At 72.5% G+C, this 19,041-nt stretch carries 16 protein-coding genes; 5 read left to right on the top strand and 11 right to left on the bottom strand.

The genetic code is table 11. From position 1 onward, the window contains the following. Nucleotides 1-70 precede the first annotated feature (70 nt). Nucleotides 71-1,279 carry an MFS transporter gene (locus AC27L3_RS18245; protein WP_487235173.1) on the bottom strand — a complete coding sequence of 403 codons (1,209 nt, stop codon included), beginning with the start codon at nt 1,277-1,279 and terminating at the stop codon, nt 71-73. A gap of 45 nt (nt 1,280-1,324) precedes the next feature. Here AC27L3_RS18245 and AC27L3_RS18250 point away from each other — a divergent pair, with 45 nt between their 5' ends. Beyond that, nucleotides 1,325-2,134, top strand: a complete 810-nt coding sequence (locus AC27L3_RS18250; protein ID WP_487235094.1) for an AraC family transcriptional regulator — start codon at nt 1,325-1,327, stop codon at nt 2,132-2,134. Between the two features lie 55 nt (nt 2,135-2,189). Beyond that, nucleotides 2,190-2,726, top strand: coding sequence for a hypothetical protein (locus tag AC27L3_RS18255; RefSeq protein WP_487235095.1), 537 nt, complete (start codon nt 2,190-2,192; stop codon nt 2,724-2,726). A 3-nt stretch (nt 2,727-2,729) separates the two neighbouring features. On the opposite strand, the gene AC27L3_RS18260 is transcribed toward AC27L3_RS18255, so the two are convergent. The 3 genes from AC27L3_RS18260 to gndA all read right to left on the bottom strand — a co-directional run bounded on the left by AC27L3_RS18260 (nt 2,730) and on the right by gndA (nt 5,243). Next, nucleotides 2,730-3,242 carry a DUF6328 family protein gene (locus AC27L3_RS18260; protein WP_487235096.1) on the bottom strand — a complete coding sequence of 171 codons (513 nt, stop codon included), beginning with the start codon at nt 3,240-3,242 and terminating at the stop codon, nt 2,730-2,732. 106 nt (nt 3,243-3,348) lie between these two features. After that, complete coding sequence (locus AC27L3_RS18265; RefSeq protein ID WP_487235097.1) at nt 3,349-3,759, bottom strand: nuclear transport factor 2 family protein; 411 nt, start codon at nt 3,757-3,759, stop codon at nt 3,349-3,351. 23 nt (nt 3,760-3,782) lie between these two features. Beyond that, nucleotides 3,783-5,243, bottom strand: coding sequence for an NADP-dependent phosphogluconate dehydrogenase (gene gndA / locus AC27L3_RS18270; protein WP_487235098.1), 1,461 nt, complete (start codon nt 5,241-5,243; stop codon nt 3,783-3,785). Nucleotides 5,244-5,744: 501 nt separating this feature from the next. Between gndA and AC27L3_RS18275 the strand changes: the two genes are divergently transcribed. Then, nucleotides 5,745-8,237, top strand: coding sequence for an ABC transporter substrate-binding protein (locus tag AC27L3_RS18275; RefSeq protein WP_487235099.1), 2,493 nt, complete (start codon nt 5,745-5,747; stop codon nt 8,235-8,237). 463 nt (nt 8,238-8,700) lie between these two features. Here the strand turns inward: AC27L3_RS18275 and AC27L3_RS18280 are convergent, their stop codons facing one another. The 4 genes from AC27L3_RS18280 to AC27L3_RS18295 all read right to left on the bottom strand — a co-directional run bounded on the left by AC27L3_RS18280 (nt 8,701) and on the right by AC27L3_RS18295 (nt 12,554). Beyond that, the gene (locus AC27L3_RS18280) at nt 8,701-8,997 is read right to left on the bottom strand and encodes a hypothetical protein (RefSeq protein WP_487235100.1); all 297 of its coding nucleotides are present in this window, start codon (nt 8,995-8,997) and stop codon (nt 8,701-8,703) included. 59 nt (nt 8,998-9,056) lie between these two features. Beyond that, nucleotides 9,057-10,139, bottom strand: a complete 1,083-nt coding sequence (locus tag AC27L3_RS18285; RefSeq protein WP_487235101.1) for a YihY/virulence factor BrkB family protein — start codon at nt 10,137-10,139, stop codon at nt 9,057-9,059. A 577-nt stretch (nt 10,140-10,716) separates the two neighbouring features. After that, nucleotides 10,717-11,517, bottom strand: coding sequence for a DUF5710 domain-containing protein (locus tag AC27L3_RS18290; protein WP_487235102.1), 801 nt, complete (start codon nt 11,515-11,517; stop codon nt 10,717-10,719). A 293-nt stretch (nt 11,518-11,810) separates the two neighbouring features. Next, entirely contained in the window at nt 11,811-12,554 is a 744-nt protein-coding gene (locus AC27L3_RS18295; RefSeq protein WP_487235103.1) for an SDR family oxidoreductase, read from the bottom strand. Between the two features lie 104 nt (nt 12,555-12,658). On the opposite strand from AC27L3_RS18295, the gene AC27L3_RS18300 reads away from it, so the two are divergent. Next, nucleotides 12,659-13,507: a LysR family transcriptional regulator gene (locus tag AC27L3_RS18300; RefSeq protein WP_487235104.1), complete on the top strand. Its 849-nt coding sequence runs from the start codon at nt 12,659-12,661 to the stop codon at nt 13,505-13,507. A gap of 140 nt (nt 13,508-13,647) precedes the next feature. Here AC27L3_RS18300 and AC27L3_RS18305 read toward each other — a convergent pair whose 3' ends face one another. Beyond that, nucleotides 13,648-16,593: an AfsR/SARP family transcriptional regulator gene (locus tag AC27L3_RS18305; protein ID WP_487235105.1), complete on the bottom strand. Its 2,946-nt coding sequence runs from the start codon at nt 16,591-16,593 to the stop codon at nt 13,648-13,650. Then, nucleotides 16,590-17,123: a hypothetical protein gene (locus tag AC27L3_RS18310; protein ID WP_487235106.1), complete on the bottom strand. Its 534-nt coding sequence runs from the start codon at nt 17,121-17,123 to the stop codon at nt 16,590-16,592. The genes AC27L3_RS18305 and AC27L3_RS18310 overlap by 4 nt, the downstream gene beginning before the upstream one ends. Before the next feature lie 349 nt (nt 17,124-17,472). Between AC27L3_RS18310 and AC27L3_RS18315 the strand changes: the two genes are divergently transcribed. Further along, nucleotides 17,473-17,727 carry a hypothetical protein gene (locus AC27L3_RS18315; RefSeq protein WP_487235107.1) on the top strand — a complete coding sequence of 85 codons (255 nt, stop codon included), beginning with the start codon at nt 17,473-17,475 and terminating at the stop codon, nt 17,725-17,727. Between the two features lie 89 nt (nt 17,728-17,816). On the opposite strand, the gene AC27L3_RS18320 is transcribed toward AC27L3_RS18315, so the two are convergent. Next, nucleotides 17,817-18,803, bottom strand: coding sequence for a zinc-binding dehydrogenase (locus tag AC27L3_RS18320; RefSeq protein ID WP_487235108.1), 987 nt, complete (start codon nt 18,801-18,803; stop codon nt 17,817-17,819). Between the last annotated feature and the right edge of the window lie 238 nt (nt 18,804-19,041).

Genomic DNA, 19,041 nt, shown 5'->3' on the forward strand with positions numbered 1-19,041 from the left:
TTCCCCCCTGTCCGACGTCCCCCAAGTCGTCCGACCAGGCTCTCGCACCGCACCCGGCTCGGAGGCGGTTTCACCGCGAAACCCCTCTTACAGGCGGTTCCTGCATGACGCGCCCGAGCGCGGGATCACGCAACGGGCGCAGCAGGAACCAGCCCACCGCGGGCAGGGCGACGAGCGGGGCGAGGGCAGTTTGCAGGGACGTGGCGTCGGCCAGGGCGCCGAGGAGCGGGCTGGCCACGCCGCCCACGCTGATGGCCAGGCCCAGCGTCACGCCGCCCGCGGTGCCCACGTGGCGGGGGAGGTAGTCCTGGCCGAGGGTGACGTGCAGGGAGAAGGGGACGTACAGGCCGGCCGACGTCAGCGCGACGAACAGGTACAGCAGCGGGCCGGGCACCAGGACGACACCGGCCACGGCGGCGACCGTCAGCAGGTACGACCAGCGGATCACCGGCAGACGGCCGTGGCGGTCGGCGAGCCTGCCGCCCGTCACCGTGCCCGCCGCGCCTCCCAGGTACAGCAGGAACAGCGCGGCCGTGCCGGAAAGGTCTCCGCCGCCGGTGCGCTGGCGGGCGTAGAGCGAGACGAAGGCGCTCAGCCCCACGAAGACGATCGAACGGCAGACGATCGCGCCGGACAGCCTGACGAAGGACCGCCAGTCGTCCCGGCGGTCCGCCGCGGCCGCCTTCGGCACCGTTTCCCCGCCGGACGAGCGGGCGGCCGTCCGCAGGGCCGCCGCGCACAGTCCCGTACCGACCACGGCCGGGACGGCCAGCAGCGGCGAGGCGTGCAGCCCACCGGTCACGACCACGGCGGACACCAGCAGCGGGGCCGCGGCGAAGCCGAGGCTGCCGCCCAGCGAGAACCAGCTCATCGCCGTGTGGCTGCCGCGACTGGCATCGCGCGCGACCCGCGCCGCCTCCGGGTGGTACGCCGCGATGCCGATGCCCGAGACGGCCACGGCGACCAGCGTGAGCGCGTACGTGCCGTACAGTCCGCTCACGGCGACACCGATGCCGCTCACCAGCGTGCTCAGCGGCAGCAACCACGGCAGCGACCAGCGGTCGGTGAGCACGCCGAACAGCGGCTGTATCACCGACGACAGCAGGGAGGCGGCCAGCACGATGCCGGAGGCGGCGGCGTACGAGTAGGCCCGCTCGGCGACGAAGTACGGCACCAGCGCGGCCACCGCACCCTGGTAGACGTCGACGCAGGCGTGTCCCCACGACAGCAGCGAGATCGGGCGGTTGGTTCGCAAGGGTTTTGTCGGCAGGTTTCTCATCGGCATGTTGTGATCGTGTCCGTGCAGCCACCTGTCCCGCTTCCGATGGAACGCCCGTCCCTACCGAAAATCCGCCACGAGCCGCAGGCCCCGACGCGCGTGCAGGACCTGGCCGCCGGGCAGGGCATCGACGCCCACCGCCACGACGACCACCAGATCGTCTACGCGGGAGCGGGCGTCCTGGCCGTCACCACCGACGCCGGTACGTGGGTGGCGCCGGGCACCCGCGCCCTCTGGGTGCCCGCGGGCACCGTCCACGCCCACCGTGCCCACGGCCACCTGGAGCTGCACCTGGTCGGCCTGCCGGCCCACGACAACCCGCTCGGCCTGACCGCCCCCACGGTCCTGGCCGTCAGCCCGCTGCTGCGCGAGCTGATCCGCGCCTACACCCGCAGCCCCGAGGACGCCGGCCCCGAACGCCGCCGCCTGCTCGCCGTCCTGCGCGACCAGCTGCGCGCCTCGCCGCAGCAGCCTCTGCGGCTGCCCGCACCGGCCGACCCCCGCCTGGCCGCCGTCTGCGCGCTGGTGCACGAGGCCCCCGCCGACACCCGCACCCTCGCCGCCCTCGGCGCCGCGACCGGCACGGGGGAGCGCACCCTCAGCCGGCTCTTCCGCGCCGAGCTCGGCATGACCTTCCCGCAGTGGCGCACGCAGTCGCGTCTGTACCACGCGCTGCGGATGCTTGCCGACGACGTCCCCGTCACCACGGTCGCGCACCGCTGCGGATGGGCGTCGGCCAGCGCGTTCATCGATGTCTTCCGCCGGTGTTTCGGGTGCACGCCGGGCGCGTACCAACGAAATCAGCGACAAATGGCCGGTTTGGACGGAACCCTTCCGGCAACCCGTCCGCTTTAACGGGGGAGAGCAGTAAACCCCGTGCCCCCAGGGGCACTTGCGATGAGGGGAACCCATGCCCGCACCCCGTACCCCATGGCGCTCCGGCGCCGCCCTGGTCCTGCTCGCCGCCCTGACCGTGCCCGCCGTCGCCTTCGCGGCGGCCTCCGGCGGCCCCGCCGACGTCCCCCGCACGGATCCCGCACCGGCCACCACCCCCGATGCGCAGCAGCCCGTCCGCGAGGGCAACGCGGGGTCGGTGGTGGACCAGGTGGCCGCGTTCTACGGCGCGTACGTCGGCGCCCGCAGCGGTACGCCCGACTCCGTACTCTCCGGTGCCCTGCGCTCGCACTATCTCACCGGCGAGTTCCGCACCCGGCTGGAGGAGTGGGAACGCAAGAACGGCGCCGACGGCGTCCTGCGCGCCCAGAACACCCCGCGTGCCTGGCGCGTGACGTACGACAACAGCGGCGCCGGCCACACCTGGACCCGCGTCCGGCTCACCTGGGGCGACGAGAAGAAGCCGACCTACACCTACCTGAGCGTGCAGTCCGACACCGCGACCCGGCTCATCTCCGACATCAAGGAGGAGACGGAGGAGCCGGCGGACTGAACCCTACTTCTTCGCCAGGTAGCGGTGGCGGGCCCACAGCGGCAGGCCGAACCAGCACACCACGAGCCAGGCCACCAGACCCGCCACCACCCACGGCACCGCGGTGCCGGGCATCGCGATGCGCAGGATCAGCAGCAGCGAGGAGGTGACGGTGCACAGCAGCAGGACCACACCCACCATGGTCATCCGCGATGCCCAGGTGACGGTCTGCGGCTTGATCCGGCGTCCCGTCACCAGCCGGTGGAAGGAGACCGGCCCGACCAGCGCCCCGGTGGTCGCGGCACCCAGCAGGACGGTGGCCACGTAGATCCCCCGGTCCGTGTCGCCCAGGGTGGAAAAGCGTGGCGTGAAGGCCACGGTCAGCAGGAAGCCGAAGAGGATCTGCACCCCCGTCTGGGCGACGCGGACCTCCTGCAGCAGCTCGGCCCAGCGCCGGTCCGCGCGCTCCTCCTCCGTCTCGTGACGCCCGGTGGGCGCTGGTGGGCCCGGCTGTCCACTCGGCTCGTTCGGCGGCATGTCGTCCCGTCCGTACCTCGTCGTCCCGTCCGTCTTCCCGCCCGGGGCCAGGCTATGCGGACAGGGGAGGCGGGCGGGGAGAGGACATGCCGACCGTGTGACGGAACTACGTGGCGGCAGGATGCGGGCGCTCGTAGCAGTCGTAGTTGCGCTGGGAGACGATCCTCCCGTCGCGGAACTCCAGGAACGTCGCGATGTGCGCCCGCAGCACGTGCCCGGCGGGCAGCTCGCCCAGGGCGACGGCGAGCGTTCCGTGCCAGGTGACCTCCAGGGCCACCTGGTCACCGGACGCGACGGCGTTGAGCAGCTCGAAGTGCTGCTCGGTCAGCACCGTCCGCCCCCGCTCCGCCGCGGCGAGCACGGCGGGCAGGTCGCGGACGGCACCGTCGGGGAAGAGCACGTTGGGCAGCTCGCGGTGGACCGCTTCCGGGTGGAAGAAGGCGGCCAGCTCCTCGCCCGTGGCCCCCTGCGCGACTGCCTGGTGGTAGCGGATCGCCGTCTCGACGTGGGGATGCATGACTGCCAAGGTAGCGTCGGTGCTCAGCCGGCGGCCTGCTCGTTGCGGTCACCGCTCCAGAGAGTGTGGAAGGACCCCTCGCGGTCGGTGCGGCGGTAGGTGTGGGCACCGAAGAAGTCCCGCTGCCCCTGGGTCAGCGCGGCGGGCAGCCGCTCGGCACGCAGCGCGTCGTAGTACGCGAGTGCGGCCGAGAAGCCGGGCGTCGGCACCCCGTGCCGCACGGCGGTGGCCACGACCGTCCGCCACGCCTCCTGCGCCTGCCCGACCTCCCGCGCGAAGCCCTCGTCCGCCAGCAGGGTCGACAGCTGCGGATCGGCCTCGAAGGCGGCGCGGATGCGGTCGAGGAACGCGGCCCGGATGATGCAGCCACCGCGCCAGATGGCCGCCATCGCGCCGAGGTCGATGTCCCAGCCGTACTCCTCGCTCGCCTTGGCGATCATGTTCCAGCCCTGGGCGTACGAGACGACCTTCGACGCGTACAGCGCCTGCTCGACCTGCGCCGCGAACTCCTGCGCCTCGGCGGGGGAGAGGGCCCGGGCGCTCGGCCCGGGCAGGCCGCGCGCGGCCCTGCGCAGCCCGGTGTGCCCGGACAGCGAGCGCGCGAAGACGGCCTCGGCGATGCCGGACACCGGCACCCCCAGGTCCAGCGCCGTCTGCACCGTCCACCGCCCGGTGCCCTTCTGCTCCGCCTCGTCCGCCACGACGTCCACGAACGGCCGCCCGGTGGCGGCGTCGGTGTGCGCGAGCACCTCGGCGGTGATCTCGATGAGGTACGAGTCCAGCCGCCCGGTGTTCCACGTCCGAAACGTTTCGGCGATCCGCCCCGGCTCGTACCCCCCGACCGCACGCAGCAGGTCGTACGCCTCGGCGATCAGCTGCATGTCGGCGTACTCGATGCCGTTGTGCACCATCTTGACGAAGTGTCCGGCACCGTCGGGCCCGACGTGGGTGCAGCAGGGGGAGCCGTCCTTCGCCTTGGCGGCGATGGACTCGAGCAGCGGTCCGAGGGACTTGTAGGACTCCTCCGATCCGCCGGGCATGATGGAGGGCCCGTTGAGGGCGCCTTCCTCGCCGCCGGAGATGCCGGCGCCGACGAAGTGGATGCCCTTGTCGCGGAGGGCGGCCTCCCGCCGCCGCGTGTCGTCGAAGTGGGCGTTCCCGCCGTCGATGAGGACGTCCCCGGGCTCCAGCAGGGCGGCGAACTCGTCGATGACGGCGTCGGTGGCGTCGCCCGCCTTGACCATGATGACGATGCGGCGCGGCTTCTGCAGGGCGGCGACGAACTCTTCGGCGGTCTCGGAGGGGACGAAGTTCCCCTCGTGTCCGTGCTGGTCAACGAGCGCCTTGGTTTTGGCGCTTGTGCGGTTGTGGACGGCGACGGTGTGGCCGTGGCGTGCGAAGTTGCGGGCGAGGTTGCTGCCCATGACGGCGAGCCCGGTGACACCGATCTGGGCGGTCGCCTGGGTGGTGGAAGTGCTGGGCATACGGGGTTCCACTCCTGTCACACGCTGGTCGAAGGCTTGTGCGAGACGTCAACGCCGACGGGTTGAGAGATCTTCCCATCGTGCAGCCGGGCGCCGCCCGGCCATGCTCGCACGATGCACTCGAACGGCGCTGGGTGCGCGCTGGAGGGGCTTGATCTGTCACCTCTCCGAGGCCGGCTTGAGGTCGGATGGGTAACGTTGGTTGTGGGACCCGGACAACGCCCACTGGCCGGGTGCACCGGGATCCTGCGAGAGCAGAGCTTCGTCCGTGATGCGCATGGACGGCTGCCGGTGCTGCGGCTGGTGCCGGGACCGGCGTCTCCCGACAGGATGCGATCGCGGCCGATCGGTCAGACGGGGTACGGACGCTCTGCGGTCGTATGGCGCCGCCTCGTTGAGTTGTTTCTTGCAAAGGTGGTCAATCACGGACGACGGGCTCCGCGAACCCCCTGCTGGTGGGAGAGTTCCCCCCTTCAAATAACGCTGTGTAAGGGGGGCGGGATGGGCAGGATTCCTCCGCTGACGGGCGTCAAGGAACTCGTGACCGTGCTGGACGGGCTCGTCGGGCGGCCTGTGGGCCGGCGGGAGCTGCCGGCGGTCGTCCTCGAAGGGAACCACGAGCGGGACACCGCCTTCGTCACCGGCTACCGGGACCGGCTGCGGGACGCGAGCGGGGCAGCCCTGGCTCCGCATGCGCTGCTCGGGGAGGCGCTTGTGGAGCAGGCGCAGCGGTCCACCGAGCCCGACGTCGTCCTGCTCGACGAGCTGACCAGGCAGCTGGAACAGACGATGCCCGCGGCCGCCGGCGGGCTGACGCTGTCCACCTACTGGACCTGCCGCAGGGTGCTGGACATCGACGCGGGCGCCGGTGCGGCGCGCGCCCAGCGCCGTACGCTGGCCGAGAAGCTCTGCGTGGCCTGGGAGAACGACACGCCCGGCCTGAAAGGTCTGCGCTCTTTCATCGACACCGGCGGGGCCGGACAGATCAATGAGCGCCTGGGCGCGATCGCCACGGTCCTGGTGGCCTGGCCGCTCGAGTGGGTCTACCGCACTTGGCTCAACCGCACGCGGCGCCTGCGCTGGTACGCGCCGAAGGTGCGCAGCGCCGGCGGTCCGGCGGCGGCCCGCTTCCTGCCCGCCGCCGTATCGCTGAGCAAGAAGGGCGAGCTGCGCAACCGTGCGGCACTGCGGCAGTCCCTGCTGCTCGAAGCGCTGGCGGTGGACCTGGTGCGTGCGGCCCGCAGAGGCGTCCTGCTGCCGCGGCGGCGGCGTCGGGTGTGGCCGTTCGTCGTCCTGCTGCCGCGGGTTGACGAACCGGGCACGGCCACCCGCAGACTGCTGGACGGCCTGGTCAAGCTGCACCGGCGCGGTCTGCCGCTGCTGGTCCTGGCCGCCGAGCACGACGAGCAGGAGGGCCGGGGGGACGGCACGGGTGGCCGTGGGCGCGTGCAGACGGCGGCCGCAGCGGCCGACTGCCTGCGGCCGTTGCTGGAGGGCCGGGCCCGCTCGGCCGGCACCGGAGTGGTGGACGGGCAACTGCGTGTTCGCCTGTCCGGAGACGACCAATCGGAAGTGAGTGACTGGCTGGACATCAATGTGGCGGTGTCCCCGCACTCGGTGCCGTGGCCGTCCGCGTATCTCGGCGTCCTGGTGACCGTCGCGCTGCTGGCCGGCGCCGTCCCCGTGGTGAACTGGGTCCGTCAGGACGCCTGCGCCGACACGTGGGCCGCCCAGGGGGTCCGGGTGGGCGTCGACACGGCCACCGGAGGCTGCTACTTCACGGACGGCGGCAGCCAGGAGCTGCTCCGTACGCTCCAGGACCGCATCCGGGCCCAGAACCGGGTGGCCGACCGCGGCGCGCACCGTACGGTGGTCTTCCTCTCCCCGCTGACCGCCGACCCGCAGGGCAAGGGCGAACAGCTCACTCCCGCCGGGGTCCTCCAGCTCGAAGGCGCCGCCGACGCCCAGCGCGAGTTCAACAAGCAGGCGGTCGGCGATGCCGAGCGGCCCTACCTCCGGCTGCTGATCGCCAACGCCGGCTACGCGTTCGCTCAAGGGGCCGCAGTCGTCGACCGGCTCAACGCGCTGGCCGGCGACGGTACGAGCATCTCGGCCGTCATCGGCATCTCGCAGAGCCGTCAGGCGTCCGTCGACGCGATCAACCGCCTGTCACCGGATCTGCCGGTCATCGGGGCCGCGGTCTCCGGTGACTTCATGACCACCGAGACACCCAACTACTTCCAGACCCAGCCCACGAACCGCCACTTCGCCCGGGCCCTGACCCGGCGCGTCATGGAGCTCAAGCGCAAGAAGGCCCTCATCATCTACGACGACAAGGACCGCTACAGCCTCAACCTCCGCCAGGACCTCGGCAGCGAGCTGGCGGGCCAAGATATCGAGCTCCTGGAGCCGGAGGTCGTCCGCACCCCGGACTTCGGTCAGCCCGGCGTGGTCAGCGCCCTGCCCGAGCTGGCCAGGAAGATCTGCGCCCTGAACCGGGACAACGGCATCACGCTGTTCGCCGCCCGGGGCAGCCAGCTCCCCAAGATCCTCAACCAGGTGCAGGCCGAGTGCGGAAGCGCCACCAGTACACCCTTCCCGTTCCTGGCCTCCGACGTCGACACCCTCATCGAATACCCCGAACTCCCGGAGTTCGCCCACCTCGACCGCTACACGGCGGTCGACCTGTCGTACATCGCCTTCTCCTCCGACCACCACAGCGACCACGCGGCCGGCAGCGATTCCTTCCGCGCCGCGGCAGCCGCCGTCTACCGCACCTGGACGGGCACCAAGCTTCCCCCGCGCGCCTCCAACGTCCTGCAGCAACTCCGCAACAGCGTCGACGTCAAGGACACCGTCGCCCAGGACCGCCCCTTCCACCTCCCCTCCGACGACCAGGCCCTGGCCGAACGCCCCCTGTACCTGTGCACGGTCCCCCACACGACCAGCACCACCCCCTCGTGCCAGCCGGCGAACGGTAGGCCACTGAGGTGACAAGGCGAGGCGGATCCGGCCGCCCGGGCGCTCCGAGCTCCACGCTGAACAAGACCCCTCCCGTCTCGTTCGGTAGACCCCGCGCCGTCTTGTCGAGGCGCACAGCAATGGGGCCAGGTGCCTCCGCAACGCACCATGGCGCCGGGTGGGGCAGGGTGCTCGGTCCTCGGGGCGGGCATGAACCGGACTTCGCAGGCGACGGCGGAGCGTCAGGCCACCACGGTGACGGTGGCTACTCGGGAGGGCATGACTCGGGCAGCTCGCACTGCTCGGACGGAGGATCGATGGCCTTGTTGGCGTCCATGTCGCATACGGCCAGGGTGTGTGAGCAGCGGCGCTGGCCGGGACCTCGGCACCTGCAGGGTGCGCGGCCGGCAGTGCGATGGACGAGCTGCACGCGGAGGTGGACGAGCCGCTGCACGGGCTCGGTGACGACAGCACCAAGGTCGGGAGACGAGGACGCTCACCGCTTCCTCTCCGCCGCGTTGCCGGACGGCCTCGTGGCCGGCGCCGCCGCCACAGTGGCTTGCATCACGGCGTTGGACAGCAACTCCGCCACTCCCATGGCCGTCAGCCCGGCGGCAGCGGCCTTCCTGCCCCGCCAGCCGCCCGCAGCGCCCAGTGCCAGGGCGACGCCCCACCACAGCTTCGTGTGTTCGGCGGCCTCTCCGATCACCGGCCGGGCCCACCGGACGAGGGGGTGGCGGCAGGAGGCCACGCGGCGGGTGAGGTGTCTCTCGACCTGGTGCAGGTCGTCCACGGTTCCCATGGTCCCACTGGTGCCCCGCCGGCCCGGCCCGATGCTCCGCAGCCGCACCCCTACTCGGGCCGGCCGCCCTCGTCCCGCTTCCACGTGCGGGTGTCGCGCGGTTCGGCGTACGGTTCCTCGTCCGCCGGGTGACCGCCGGCGACGGCGCGTTGGCGGGCGAGTTCGGCGTCGAACTCCAGGCCGAGCAGGATCGCCAGGTTGGTGATCCACAGCCACACCAGGAACACGATCACCGCGGCCAGGCTGCCGTACGTCTTGTTGTACGAGCCGAAGTTCGCCACGTACAGCGCGAAGCCCGCCGAGGCGATCATCCAGATCACCAGGGCGAGCAGGCTGCCGGGGGTCACCCAGCGGAAGCCGCGGCCCCGCACGTTGGGGGCCGCCCAGTACAGGGCTGCGATCATGACGGTGACGAGGAGGACCAGCACGGGCCATTTCGCGACCGACCAGACGGTCACGGCCGTGTCGCCCAGCCCCAGGGCCTTCCCGGCCTGGCGGGCGACGTCGCCGGTGAAGACGACGATCAACGCACTGGCGCACGCCATCACCATCATCACCACGGTCAGCCCGAGCCTCAGTGGCGTCAGCTTCCAGACCGGCCGGCCCTCGGGCAGGTCGTAGACGGCGTTCGAGGCACGGATGAACGCCGCGATGTACCCGGACGCCGACCACACCGCGCCCAGCAGGCCCACCACGGCCAGGACCGAGCCGATGCCGGCGCCGCCCTGGAGCTGCCGGACCGCGTTGGTGATCACCTGCCGTGCGGCCTCGGGCGTCAGGTGTTGCAGGTTGTTCAGGACCTTGTCGGTGGTCGACTTCCCCGCGACGCCCAGCAACGAGACGAGGACCAGCAGCGCGGGAAAGAGGGAGAGCACGCCGTAGTACGTCAGCGCGGCCGCCCGGTCGGCGAGCTCGTCGTCCTTGAACTCCTTCAGCGTGCCCCGCAGCACCGCCCGCCACGACCGCTTCGGCAGCCCGGTCGGCTCGTCGGGCGCGCGCTCCTCCACCTCCGGCGCAGGACCGGCTCCCGGCCGGCGCTCACCGCGCCGACGGCCTTCACCACCGCCGCGGCCGGTGTCGCCGGCACGGCCATCACCTGCCCGGCCGGACCGCCACCTCGTTATTCGGCCCATACCGAATGGAGTAACCCCTTGGGCAGCAAGGAAACCATTCCCATGGAGGGCAAAGCGATGGTGGTACCTGACTTCCTCCCGGTTCGCTTTGCGATAGCAGGAAGGGGGACGTCGCGCCGGGCGGAGACGTTCGACCCGTCATGACCAGGTTCATGTCGTCCGCTATTCCCCGACCCGGACCGGCGAGTCGGCTATGCGCACCGCACCGCTCGGCACCCCTGCCAGGACCGCGTCGGGCGCCCCTCGCGGCCGGACATCCGCAGCAGGTCGTACGCCCGCACCTGGTTGGTGACCAGGGGGAACTCTCCCAGGACGACCACACGCATCCCCGGTACCGCCTGCCCTCGCCGTCAGCAGAACACAGCCACCCGCATCGTAGCCACGCACAACCCGTGCCGGCGCCCGATCCGACCAGGCCCTCCAGCAGGCGGTCGTCCCGGTTGATGCGGGGTGCGGTAGGCGGGCTGTGCAAGGTTGGCGGGCGCCGCGTTCCTGCTTGGGTACGCGGCGATGCGCCTGCAGGCGTGGCTCGTGCCAGAAGGCGGCAGAGCCCGGTGGGCCCGGGCCCGGTGACGCCTCAGCCGCGGCGTGCACCGCGGAACAGGCTACGGACGAAGTCCGAGGGCGCGTCCTGCCGGGGCACCGACGGGATGTCCCGCGAGGCCGGGGACGACCCGGCGGCCTCCTCGGCCGCCAGCGTCGCTGCTGCGATGCCGCGGCGGTGCCGTGCGTCCGGCGGGGGAGTGACGGTGATACCGGCTCCGGTGAGGATGCGCAGGTCCAAGCTCCAGGTCAGGGCCGAGCGCTGCTCCCACAGCGCGAAGGCCGCGGCGACGTGCTGCCGGGCCTGCCCCGGGCTCATTCCGGTGACCTGCACCAGGTGGGCGAAGGCCTGCGCCTCCAGGCCGCGTACCTGGGCGTAGCCGAAGTGGGTGACGGTGTGGCAGTCGGTGCACAGGCAGATCAGGCGCCTGAGCGTCTGCACGCGGCGCGCCTCGTCGTACGTCCACCGCTCATGCGCCTCCAGCCACCGCTTGGCCCGGCGGTCCTCCTCCGCGCCGCAGGCTTCGCAGCGCAGGCCGGCCCGGCGGGTGATCATGCGGCGCAGGCGTTCCCAGTCGCGCTGGGCGACGCAGGAACGGACGTTGGTGAACCAGCAGCTGCTGGGCACCAGGTCGACGAACAGCCCGCTGCCGAGCGTACGGTCCTCACCCGGCAGCAGATCCGGGATGTCCGGGGCGGCGGCCCACGGGGCGAGGGCGGTCATTCCCTCGCGCGGCGCGTACCAGCGCTTGGCGGCCGGATCCCAGCGGGCTCCGGCCGCCTTCGCCTCGTCCTTCTGCGCGTACGGAACATCCAGCCATATCCGCTCAACCACCCTGGTGGCCCTTTCCTGTCGGCGATGCGGCCACGCTATCGGCACGGCTGTGCTCATCGTCGGCGTTCACGAGACCTTCCCTTATCGGAAGGCGGCGTGAATCTCCCGTTCCGACGCCTCGTGCGAGACGAGCAGAACCTCGTCCCCCGACCGGAGCGCCAACCCGGTGGCGGGATGGGTTGGTTGGGCGTCGTGGATGACGGTCGCGACGGCCGTACCGGCATGGCGTGACGGCGCCGGTCACGAGGACGCGCATGCGCCCTCTCCCCGGTGTGGCGCGAACCGGAAGCGCCTCACCAGGGCACCTCTCCCTCGTCGTCGAAGAAGCGGCCCGTCGGCCCGTCGGCCGGTACGGTGGCCAGCCGGATCGCGGCGGCTGCACCCTGCTGGGGGGTGCGCACTCCCCGGAAGCCGTTGAGGTCGGTCGCCGTGAAGCCGGGGCAGACGGCGTTGATCAGGATGTGGGTGTCGGCCAGTTCCTTGGCGTACTGCACGGTGACGGCGTTGAGGAACGTCTTCGACGGCGTGTAGGCGATGGAAATGGGGCCGGTCTCGGCGCCAGGCGTGGTCTGGAGCGTGAGGGAGCCGACGCTGCTGGAGACGTTCACGATCCGCGGCGACGGCGAGCGGCGCAGGAGAGGGAGCAGGGCGTTGGTGACGCGGATGACTCCGATCACGTTGGTCTCCACGGCCGCCCGTACCCGGTTCACGTCGACCGTGGTGGGCTCCTGCGGTCCGCCGCCGGTGATCGCTGCATTGTTGACGAGCGCGTCGAGCCGCCCGGCCCGCTCCTCCAGCAGCCGAGCCGCCGCTGTCACGCTGGCGTCGTCGGTCACATCCAGCGGCACGCCGAATGCGTCGGCTCCGGCCGCGCGCAGCTTGTCCACAGCGGCCTCGCGCCGCTCCTCGTTGCGCGCGCCGATTCCGACGGACCAGCCGAGGGCGCCGAGCCCGGCGGCGATCTCGTACCCGATGCCCTTGTTGGCCCCGGTCACCAGCGCGACCTTGTGGTGGTTCACGGTGTTCGTCTCACTCATGACACCGATACTTCTCCCCCACCGGGCAGGGCGTCCAAGACCGACTGGGTGGACGGCGATACCGCCCGGGTATCGCTCCTGGTCATCCCGGTTAGGCTGGCGGGGTGGAGACACGTGAGCTGCGGTACTTCGTCGCGGTCGCCGAAGAGCTGCACTTCGGCCGGGCCGCGCGGCGGCTCGGGATCGCCCAACCCCCGCTGTCGCGGGCGATCGGCGGGCTCGAACGGCGCCTGGGTGCCCTCCTGCTGGAGCGCGGCAGCCGAGGTGTCGCCCTGACCGGGGCAGGGGCGGTGCTGCTGCGGGAGGCGCGGGCGGCGCTGGACGCCGTCGAGGCCGCCGAACGGCGCACCCGCCGGGCCGCCCTCGCGGCGACCGGCCGCCCCACCGTGGTCCTGGCCGCGAAGGCGGGCGCCTGCGCCGAACTGCTGGCGAAACTCCTCGACGCCTACGCCGCCGAGCCCGGCGCCGTCGCCGTGGACGTCGTGCTGTGCGGACCGGGCGAGCAGGCACGGTTGCTGCACGACGGCCGGGCCGACGTGGCCCTGCTGCACCGGCCGTTCGACGACACGACCGGCTTCGACACCGAGGACCTGCACTCCGAGGGCCAGGTCGCGATCCTCCCCGCGGGCCACCCTCTCGGCGCCCGCCCCCACGTGCTGCTCGCCGAGGTCACCGATCTTCCCGACCTGCCCCTGCCCCGCTGGCCCCGCCCTGACGGCACCTTTCCGGACGGCCCTGGACCGCAGGTGCGCGACCACACGCAACTCACCCAGCTCATCGCCCTCGGCCGCGCCTGCGCGATCGTGCCGGAGTCGGGCCGCACCGGCCTGCGCGGGGACCTCGCCGCCGTACCGGTCCCCGACGCCCCCCACGTCACCACGGTCATCGCTTGGCCCCCGCACAGCCGCTCGACGGCGGTCGCGGGGCTGGTCCGCGCCGCCACTGCCCTGTGACCGACGGCGACCGGCCTGCCCCGGCGTTGCCGGAACCACAACCAGGCTCCGATGCGAAGTGACAACGAGCCTGCCTTGGGGACGCCCCTCGCGCTTCGGCTCAGCACCAGTTACCGATCCCCTCATTGTGTGAGACGTTCTCAGCTTGTTCTTTGTGGTCCGAGTCGGTTTCGCTCCAGCAGCCCGCGGAGCTCCGCGATGTCCTGCTCGGACCGCAGGCCCTCGAAGAGTTCCAGCGCGGCCCGCAGGCAGGCGCCGGCGCGGGCGTGCTGCCCCAGGTGGACGAGGCTGCGGCCGAGCGTGCGGAGCAGGCCGCCCTCCAGCATCGTGCTGACCTTGCGGGCGAGCGGCAGGAACATCTCGGCGGTCTGCGCCGCGAGCGCGTACCGCTCCTCCTCGGCGTGGAGTTCCGCGATCAGGTTGCCCGACGCGGCCTCGAAGGAGGACACGTTCAGGGTGCGGAAGAGCCGCAGGGCGGTGTCGGCCCGGCGCAGCGCCTCGTCCCGGTCCCCGCACAGCCGCAGCACCCGGGCCAGGTAGTACAGGCCGATGGCCTTGGACACCGACTCCTGCCCGCCGAGCAGTTCCGCGCCGCGCTCGGCCGCCGCCCGCGCCTCCGAGTCACGGCCCTGGCGGGCGTAGTTGAAGGCCAGCTCGCCCAGTGCGGTGCCCTCGGCGGTCGCCGCGCCCAGCGTCCGGAAGAAGCGCACGGACGCCTCCCCGTGCGCGACCGCGTCGTCGAAACGGCCGCGGACCCGGGCGTGGGCGCACAGGGTGAGATGAGCCGAGGCGCACAGTCGCAGGTCGGTTTCGGGGTCGCAGAGCTCCAGGCTGCGGTGGAGTTCGGTTTCGGCCTCGGGGAAGGCGTTGGCGTGCCACAGTGCGTTTCCGCGCACGTACCTGGCCAGGGCCTCGGACGGCCGGTCGCCGCGCCGGGCGGCGACCTCGGCGACCTGCCGGGCCTGTTCCGCCACCGCCGTGAGGTGGGTGATGCCGGAGAGCACCGTGTTGAGCCGGTCGAGGAGATCGGCGGCCTGGGACAGCGGCAGGCCGTCGTCGGCGCAGGCGCGGGCGATCAGCGCCCGTTGCAGGGCCGTCTCCTCGCGCATCCAGTCGGTGGCCTCCCGGGCGGTGGCGAAGGGGAGTCCGGGGGAGGCCGGTACGACGTCGATGAGCGTGCGTTCGTCCGGCTCGGCGGAGTGCGCGACGGCGTCGGCGTTGCGGGCCGTGGCCAGGCAGAAGTCCAGCAGGCCGGCGAGGGCGCGGGTCGTCGTGCCGGGGGAGTCCTCGCGGGATCCCCGGGCCCGGGCGAAGGCACGGACGAGGTCGTGGAACCGGTAGCGGTCCAGGCGGTGCGACTCCAGCAGGTTGAGTTCGACGAGGGATTCGAGGAGTTCCTCCGCCTCGTCGGTGCCCAGCCCCAGCAGGGCGGCCGCGCTCGGCAGGGCGAGGTCGGGGACGTCGAGGACCGCCAGTCGCCGGAAGGCGCGGGCCTGCCCGGGGGTGAGGGTGGAGTACGAGAGCTCGAAGGCGGCGTCCACGGCGGCGTCGCCGCTGCGCAGTTCGTCCAGGCGCCGGCGTTCGTCCGCCAGCCGCCGGACCATGTCCGCCAGCGGCCGGCCGGGTTCGGCCGCCAAGCGGGAGGCGACGATCCGCAGGGCGAGCGGGAGGTGGCCGCAGGCGGCCGCGAGCGCTGCGGCGGCCTCCGGTTCCGCGTCCACGGCGCGGTTGCCGACGGTGCGCCGCAGCAGGCGGAGGGCGTCCTCGGGTGGCATGACGTCCAGTCGCAGGTGGCGTGCCCCGGCAAGTCCGGTGAGCCAGGCGCGGCTGGTCACCAGGACGGCACAGGCGGCGGCACCGGGGATCAGCGGTCTGAGCTGCTCGCAGGAGGCCGCGTTGTCCAGCAGCAGGAGCATCCGGCGGTCGGCCAGCAGGGTGCGGTAGAGCGCGACGCGTTCGTCGGCGTCGTCGGGGACGTCCACGTCGGCGACGCCCAACCCCTGCAGGAACCCCTCCAGCACGTGGTGCGGGTCCAGGGGTTCGGCGTCGGCGCCGCGCAGGTCGACGTACAGGCGTCCGTCCGGGAACGCGTCGTCGCCGAGTTCGTGCGCGGTGTGCACGGCGAGCGTGGTCTTGCCGACGCCTGCCATGCCGTTGACCGCCGAGACGACGACGGCCGAGGCGTCCGTCCTGGCCAGCAACCCGGTCAGGTCCCGGAGCTGTTCCTCGCGCCCGGTGAAGCCGGGGACGGGGGAGGGGAAGGAGCCGCCCGGACCGGGCGTGCAAGGCCGGTGCCCGCCGTCCTCGGGCAGCCGCAGGGCGGGGTCGGAGCGCAGTATCCGCTGGTGCAGCGCGGCCAGTTCGGCCCCGGGCGCGGTGCCGAGGTGGCACCGGGTGTCCTCGTGCACGCCCAGCGCCTCGGCCTGGCGGCCCGCGCGGTACAGCGCCAGCATCTGTACCGCGCGCAACCGCTCGCTGGCGGGGAACTCCATGACCAGGGCGCCTGCCTCGGCGGCCAGGTGGGGCCGGTCGCCGAGCTCGGCGTCGAGGCCGAGCCGGGCCTCCAGCAGGGATTGCCGCGTCTGCCGGAGACGGGCGCGCAGCGTCCGGGCGTGCGGTCCGTGCAGCCCGGCCAGCGGCTCGCCCGTCCACAGGTCCAGCGCCTTGGTGAGCACCTCGCGGGCCTGCCCGGCGGTGCCGCCGGAGGCCCGGATCTCCTCGGCCCGGGCCGCGGCGCGCTCGAAGGCCCGGATGTCCACGGCATGGGCGGGTACGCGCAGCGCGTACCCGCCGATCCGGCCGTCGCCGACGGTGACGAGCAACGGCTCGGCGGTGTGCCGGGCCAGCGCGCGGCGCAGCCGCCACACATGGGTACGGATCGAGTGCTCCGGACGGGCCGGCCGGTCGGCCTCGTCCCACACGGCGTCCACCAGCAGCGGCATCGACACCGTCCGGCCGGCGGCGGCCAGCAGCACCGCCAGCACCTCGTGCGAACGCGGCTGCCCGAGGTCGACCGGCAGCCCGTCGCACCAGGCCCGCACCGGGCCGAGCAGGGCGAATTCCAGTGCCGCGGCGGGGGAGTTCACCGGGCGGAGGAACCGCAGGGGAACTGGAGCCCGTAGGAGGCCGACCAGAGCCGGACGACGTACGGGGCCTCGCTGTCGGTCGTCGCCAGGATCGACATGTCGCCGCCGGAGCGGACGGTGAGCTTGGTCCACGGCAGGTGCAGGCAGTCGCCGCTGCCGGTGCGGCTCTGCCAGAGCGTGCCGCCGTCCGGGGCGGTGACGACGAGGTCGCCGTCGGCGCGCAGCTCGGCCTTGTTGCCCTCGCCGGTGGTCCCGGAATGCCAGCGCAACTGCCGCTCCCCGGCGCCGCCGGCACCGGTGGTGTAGAGGGCGAGGTCGCCGTTCTGCTGCATGACGAGGTGAGTGTCACCGGACGTCAGGCTCGCACCGGGGGACAGGGCGCCGCCGTTGACGAGGGTGTCGGAGGCGGCCGCGGGCACGGCGGCACGGGCCGCACCGCCGGTGGCCAGGAGCCCGGCGGCGACGAGGAGGACGGCGGCTGCGGCGGAGGCGGTGCGCGTAACGGTCGGGCGGTTCGTTCTCGGCGACATGGCGAGCGACATTACGAGACCTTTCCGGCTGGGCGGTACGTTCTTTGCGTACTGGTCTCGACCATCCCGGGTGCCGCTCTATATACGATCAACAAGCCGTTAACGGGCGGTGATGGGCCAGGCGTTGGCGGAGGGGGACACCGTGTGCCGTGCCGACGGGGCGGGCCCGCAGGCGGCTGTCAGAGATGGATGCCGACCCAGTCGCCGGCCTCGTTCGGCGCGACATGGACCGGGCCGGCCGTCCTCGACGCCGAAGCCTTCCGCCTCGCCCCCGGCCCCTGCCGTGTCGTGCGTCAGCGCGTGCAGGGCGTACGGGAGGTGTCCGCGGTACCACGGCGCCCAGTGCCCCATGCGTTCCCCGATCTTCGCCACTCTCCTGTCCGCGTCAGGCGTCCGGCTGGGCCTTCTCGCCTCCCTCGCCGTCTTCGCCCTGGCCAACGCGGGCAGCGCCACCGCCGGATGGAGCGGAGCCGTCCTGCCGCTGTGCGCGGCCGCAGTCGGCTTCCTCGCCCTGCTGCTCCAGGTCACCGCCGTACGCTCCAGCGGCAAGAGCGTCGTCGCGCCGGCCGCGCCCGCGCCCGTTCTGCAGGACGCCACCGACTGACCCGTCGTCACGGGGCGGTGGCCACGTCCCCGACCGACACCCCAAACCGCCTGCGCCGGAGACCCCCGCTCCGGCGCAGGCCCGTACGCTCAGGGCACCACGACGATGTTGCCGAACTGCCTGCCGGCCGCCATCTGTTCGTACGCCTCCGCCACGTTCTCCAGCGCGTACACACTGTCCACCACCGGACGGATGCGGTGCTGCTCGACGAAAGCGAGCATCCGCCGGAACTCCTCGGCGCTGCCCATGGACGTCCCCAGAAGACTGAACTGGTGGAAGAAGAACTCCCTCAAGGGAACGTGGAGCTCCGTGCCCGTCGTGGCGCCCAACACGACGACACGCCCGCCGGGGCGCAGCACCTTCGGGTACTGGTCGAAGACCGCGGGGCCGACCCCGTCCACCACCAGGTCGACCGATGCGCCGCCGAGCGCGGCGGCCCAGTCCGCCGCACTGTCCAGGGCCCGGTCGGCACCGAGGCGCACGGCACGTTCCCGCTTGTCCGCCTTCCGCGACGTCACGGTGACCCGCGCCCCGGCGGCCTTGGCCAGGAGCAGCGCCCATCCTCCGACACCGCCTCCGACCCCGGGCACCAGGAGATGCTCCCCGGGCTGGAGCCCGCCTCGTGTGAACACCGCCCGGTAGGCGGTGAGTGCCCCCATGGGGAGCGCCGCGGCTTCCGGCCATGACAGGTGTTCCGGTTTGCGGGCGATGTTGGCGGCGGGCACCACGACGGATTCGGCGAGAGTGCCGTCGGTCGGGCCGCCCAGGATCTCCGGCACGACGGGAGTGTCGCAGGTCTTCTCCCAGCCCAGTGTCGGGTTGATCAGGACTTCGTCGCCTTCCCGGACCCCGCTCACGCCGTTCCCGACCGCGTCGACGATCCCGGCCCCGTCGGAGCCGGGGATGAACGGGGCTTCGGCGCCGCTTCGTTCGTCCATGAGGAACAGATCACGGTGGTTCAGCCCGGCGGCGCGCAGGCGCACCCTGACCTGGCCGGTGCCGGGTTCCGGTTCGGTGACCTCTGTCAGCCGCAGTCCGCTGGTGCCCGGCTGCCCATGGTGAATGACTGCCCGCATCGTCCGCCTTTCGTCCGGCCCCTGACCAGCAGGGTGAGGGAAAGCCGCTGTCCGTGACCGGGAACAAGCGAGCGGACGGAGGAATTCCGGGCACGGCGTGTGCCATGTCGGGCTTTCTCGACGCGCCGGACTTGAGCTGCATCGAAGGGAGGGCGTCTTCTCCTCTCCATGATCAACTTATAGCGGGCAGGGGGGCTTGTGGCAAGGCCCCGGTCGTGCCGCAGAATCACCGACCTGG

Source organism: Streptomyces sp. PKA51 (genome assembly GCF_057552455.1).

What these genes read in the sequence shown, in the direction of transcription:
- AC27L3_RS18245 (WP_487235173.1), bottom strand. Translation starts at nt 1,279, where the DNA reads ATGAGAAACCTGCCGACAAAACCCTTGCGAACCAACCGCCCGATCTCG.
- AC27L3_RS18250 (WP_487235094.1), top strand. Translation starts at nt 1,325, where the DNA reads ATGGAACGCCCGTCCCTACCGAAAATCCGCCACGAGCCGCAGGCCCCG.
- AC27L3_RS18255 (WP_487235095.1), top strand. Translation starts at nt 2,190, where the DNA reads ATGCCCGCACCCCGTACCCCATGGCGCTCCGGCGCCGCCCTGGTCCTG.
- AC27L3_RS18260 (WP_487235096.1), bottom strand. Translation starts at nt 3,242, where the DNA reads ATGCCGCCGAACGAGCCGAGTGGACAGCCGGGCCCACCAGCGCCCACC.
- AC27L3_RS18265 (WP_487235097.1), bottom strand. Translation starts at nt 3,759, where the DNA reads ATGCATCCCCACGTCGAGACGGCGATCCGCTACCACCAGGCAGTCGCG.
- gndA (WP_487235098.1), bottom strand. Translation starts at nt 5,243, where the DNA reads ATGCCCAGCACTTCCACCACCCAGGCGACCGCCCAGATCGGTGTCACC.
- AC27L3_RS18275 (WP_487235099.1), top strand. Translation starts at nt 5,745, where the DNA reads ATGGGCAGGATTCCTCCGCTGACGGGCGTCAAGGAACTCGTGACCGTG.
- AC27L3_RS18285 (WP_487235101.1), bottom strand. Translation starts at nt 10,139, where the DNA reads ATGGGCCGAATAACGAGGTGGCGGTCCGGCCGGGCAGGTGATGGCCGT.
- AC27L3_RS18295 (WP_487235103.1), bottom strand. Translation starts at nt 12,554, where the DNA reads ATGAGTGAGACGAACACCGTGAACCACCACAAGGTCGCGCTGGTGACC.
- AC27L3_RS18310 (WP_487235106.1), bottom strand. Translation starts at nt 17,123, where the DNA reads ATGTCGCCGAGAACGAACCGCCCGACCGTTACGCGCACCGCCTCCGCC.
- AC27L3_RS18315 (WP_487235107.1), top strand. Translation starts at nt 17,473, where the DNA reads ATGCGTTCCCCGATCTTCGCCACTCTCCTGTCCGCGTCAGGCGTCCGG.
- AC27L3_RS18320 (WP_487235108.1), bottom strand. Translation starts at nt 18,803, where the DNA reads ATGCGGGCAGTCATTCACCATGGGCAGCCGGGCACCAGCGGACTGCGG.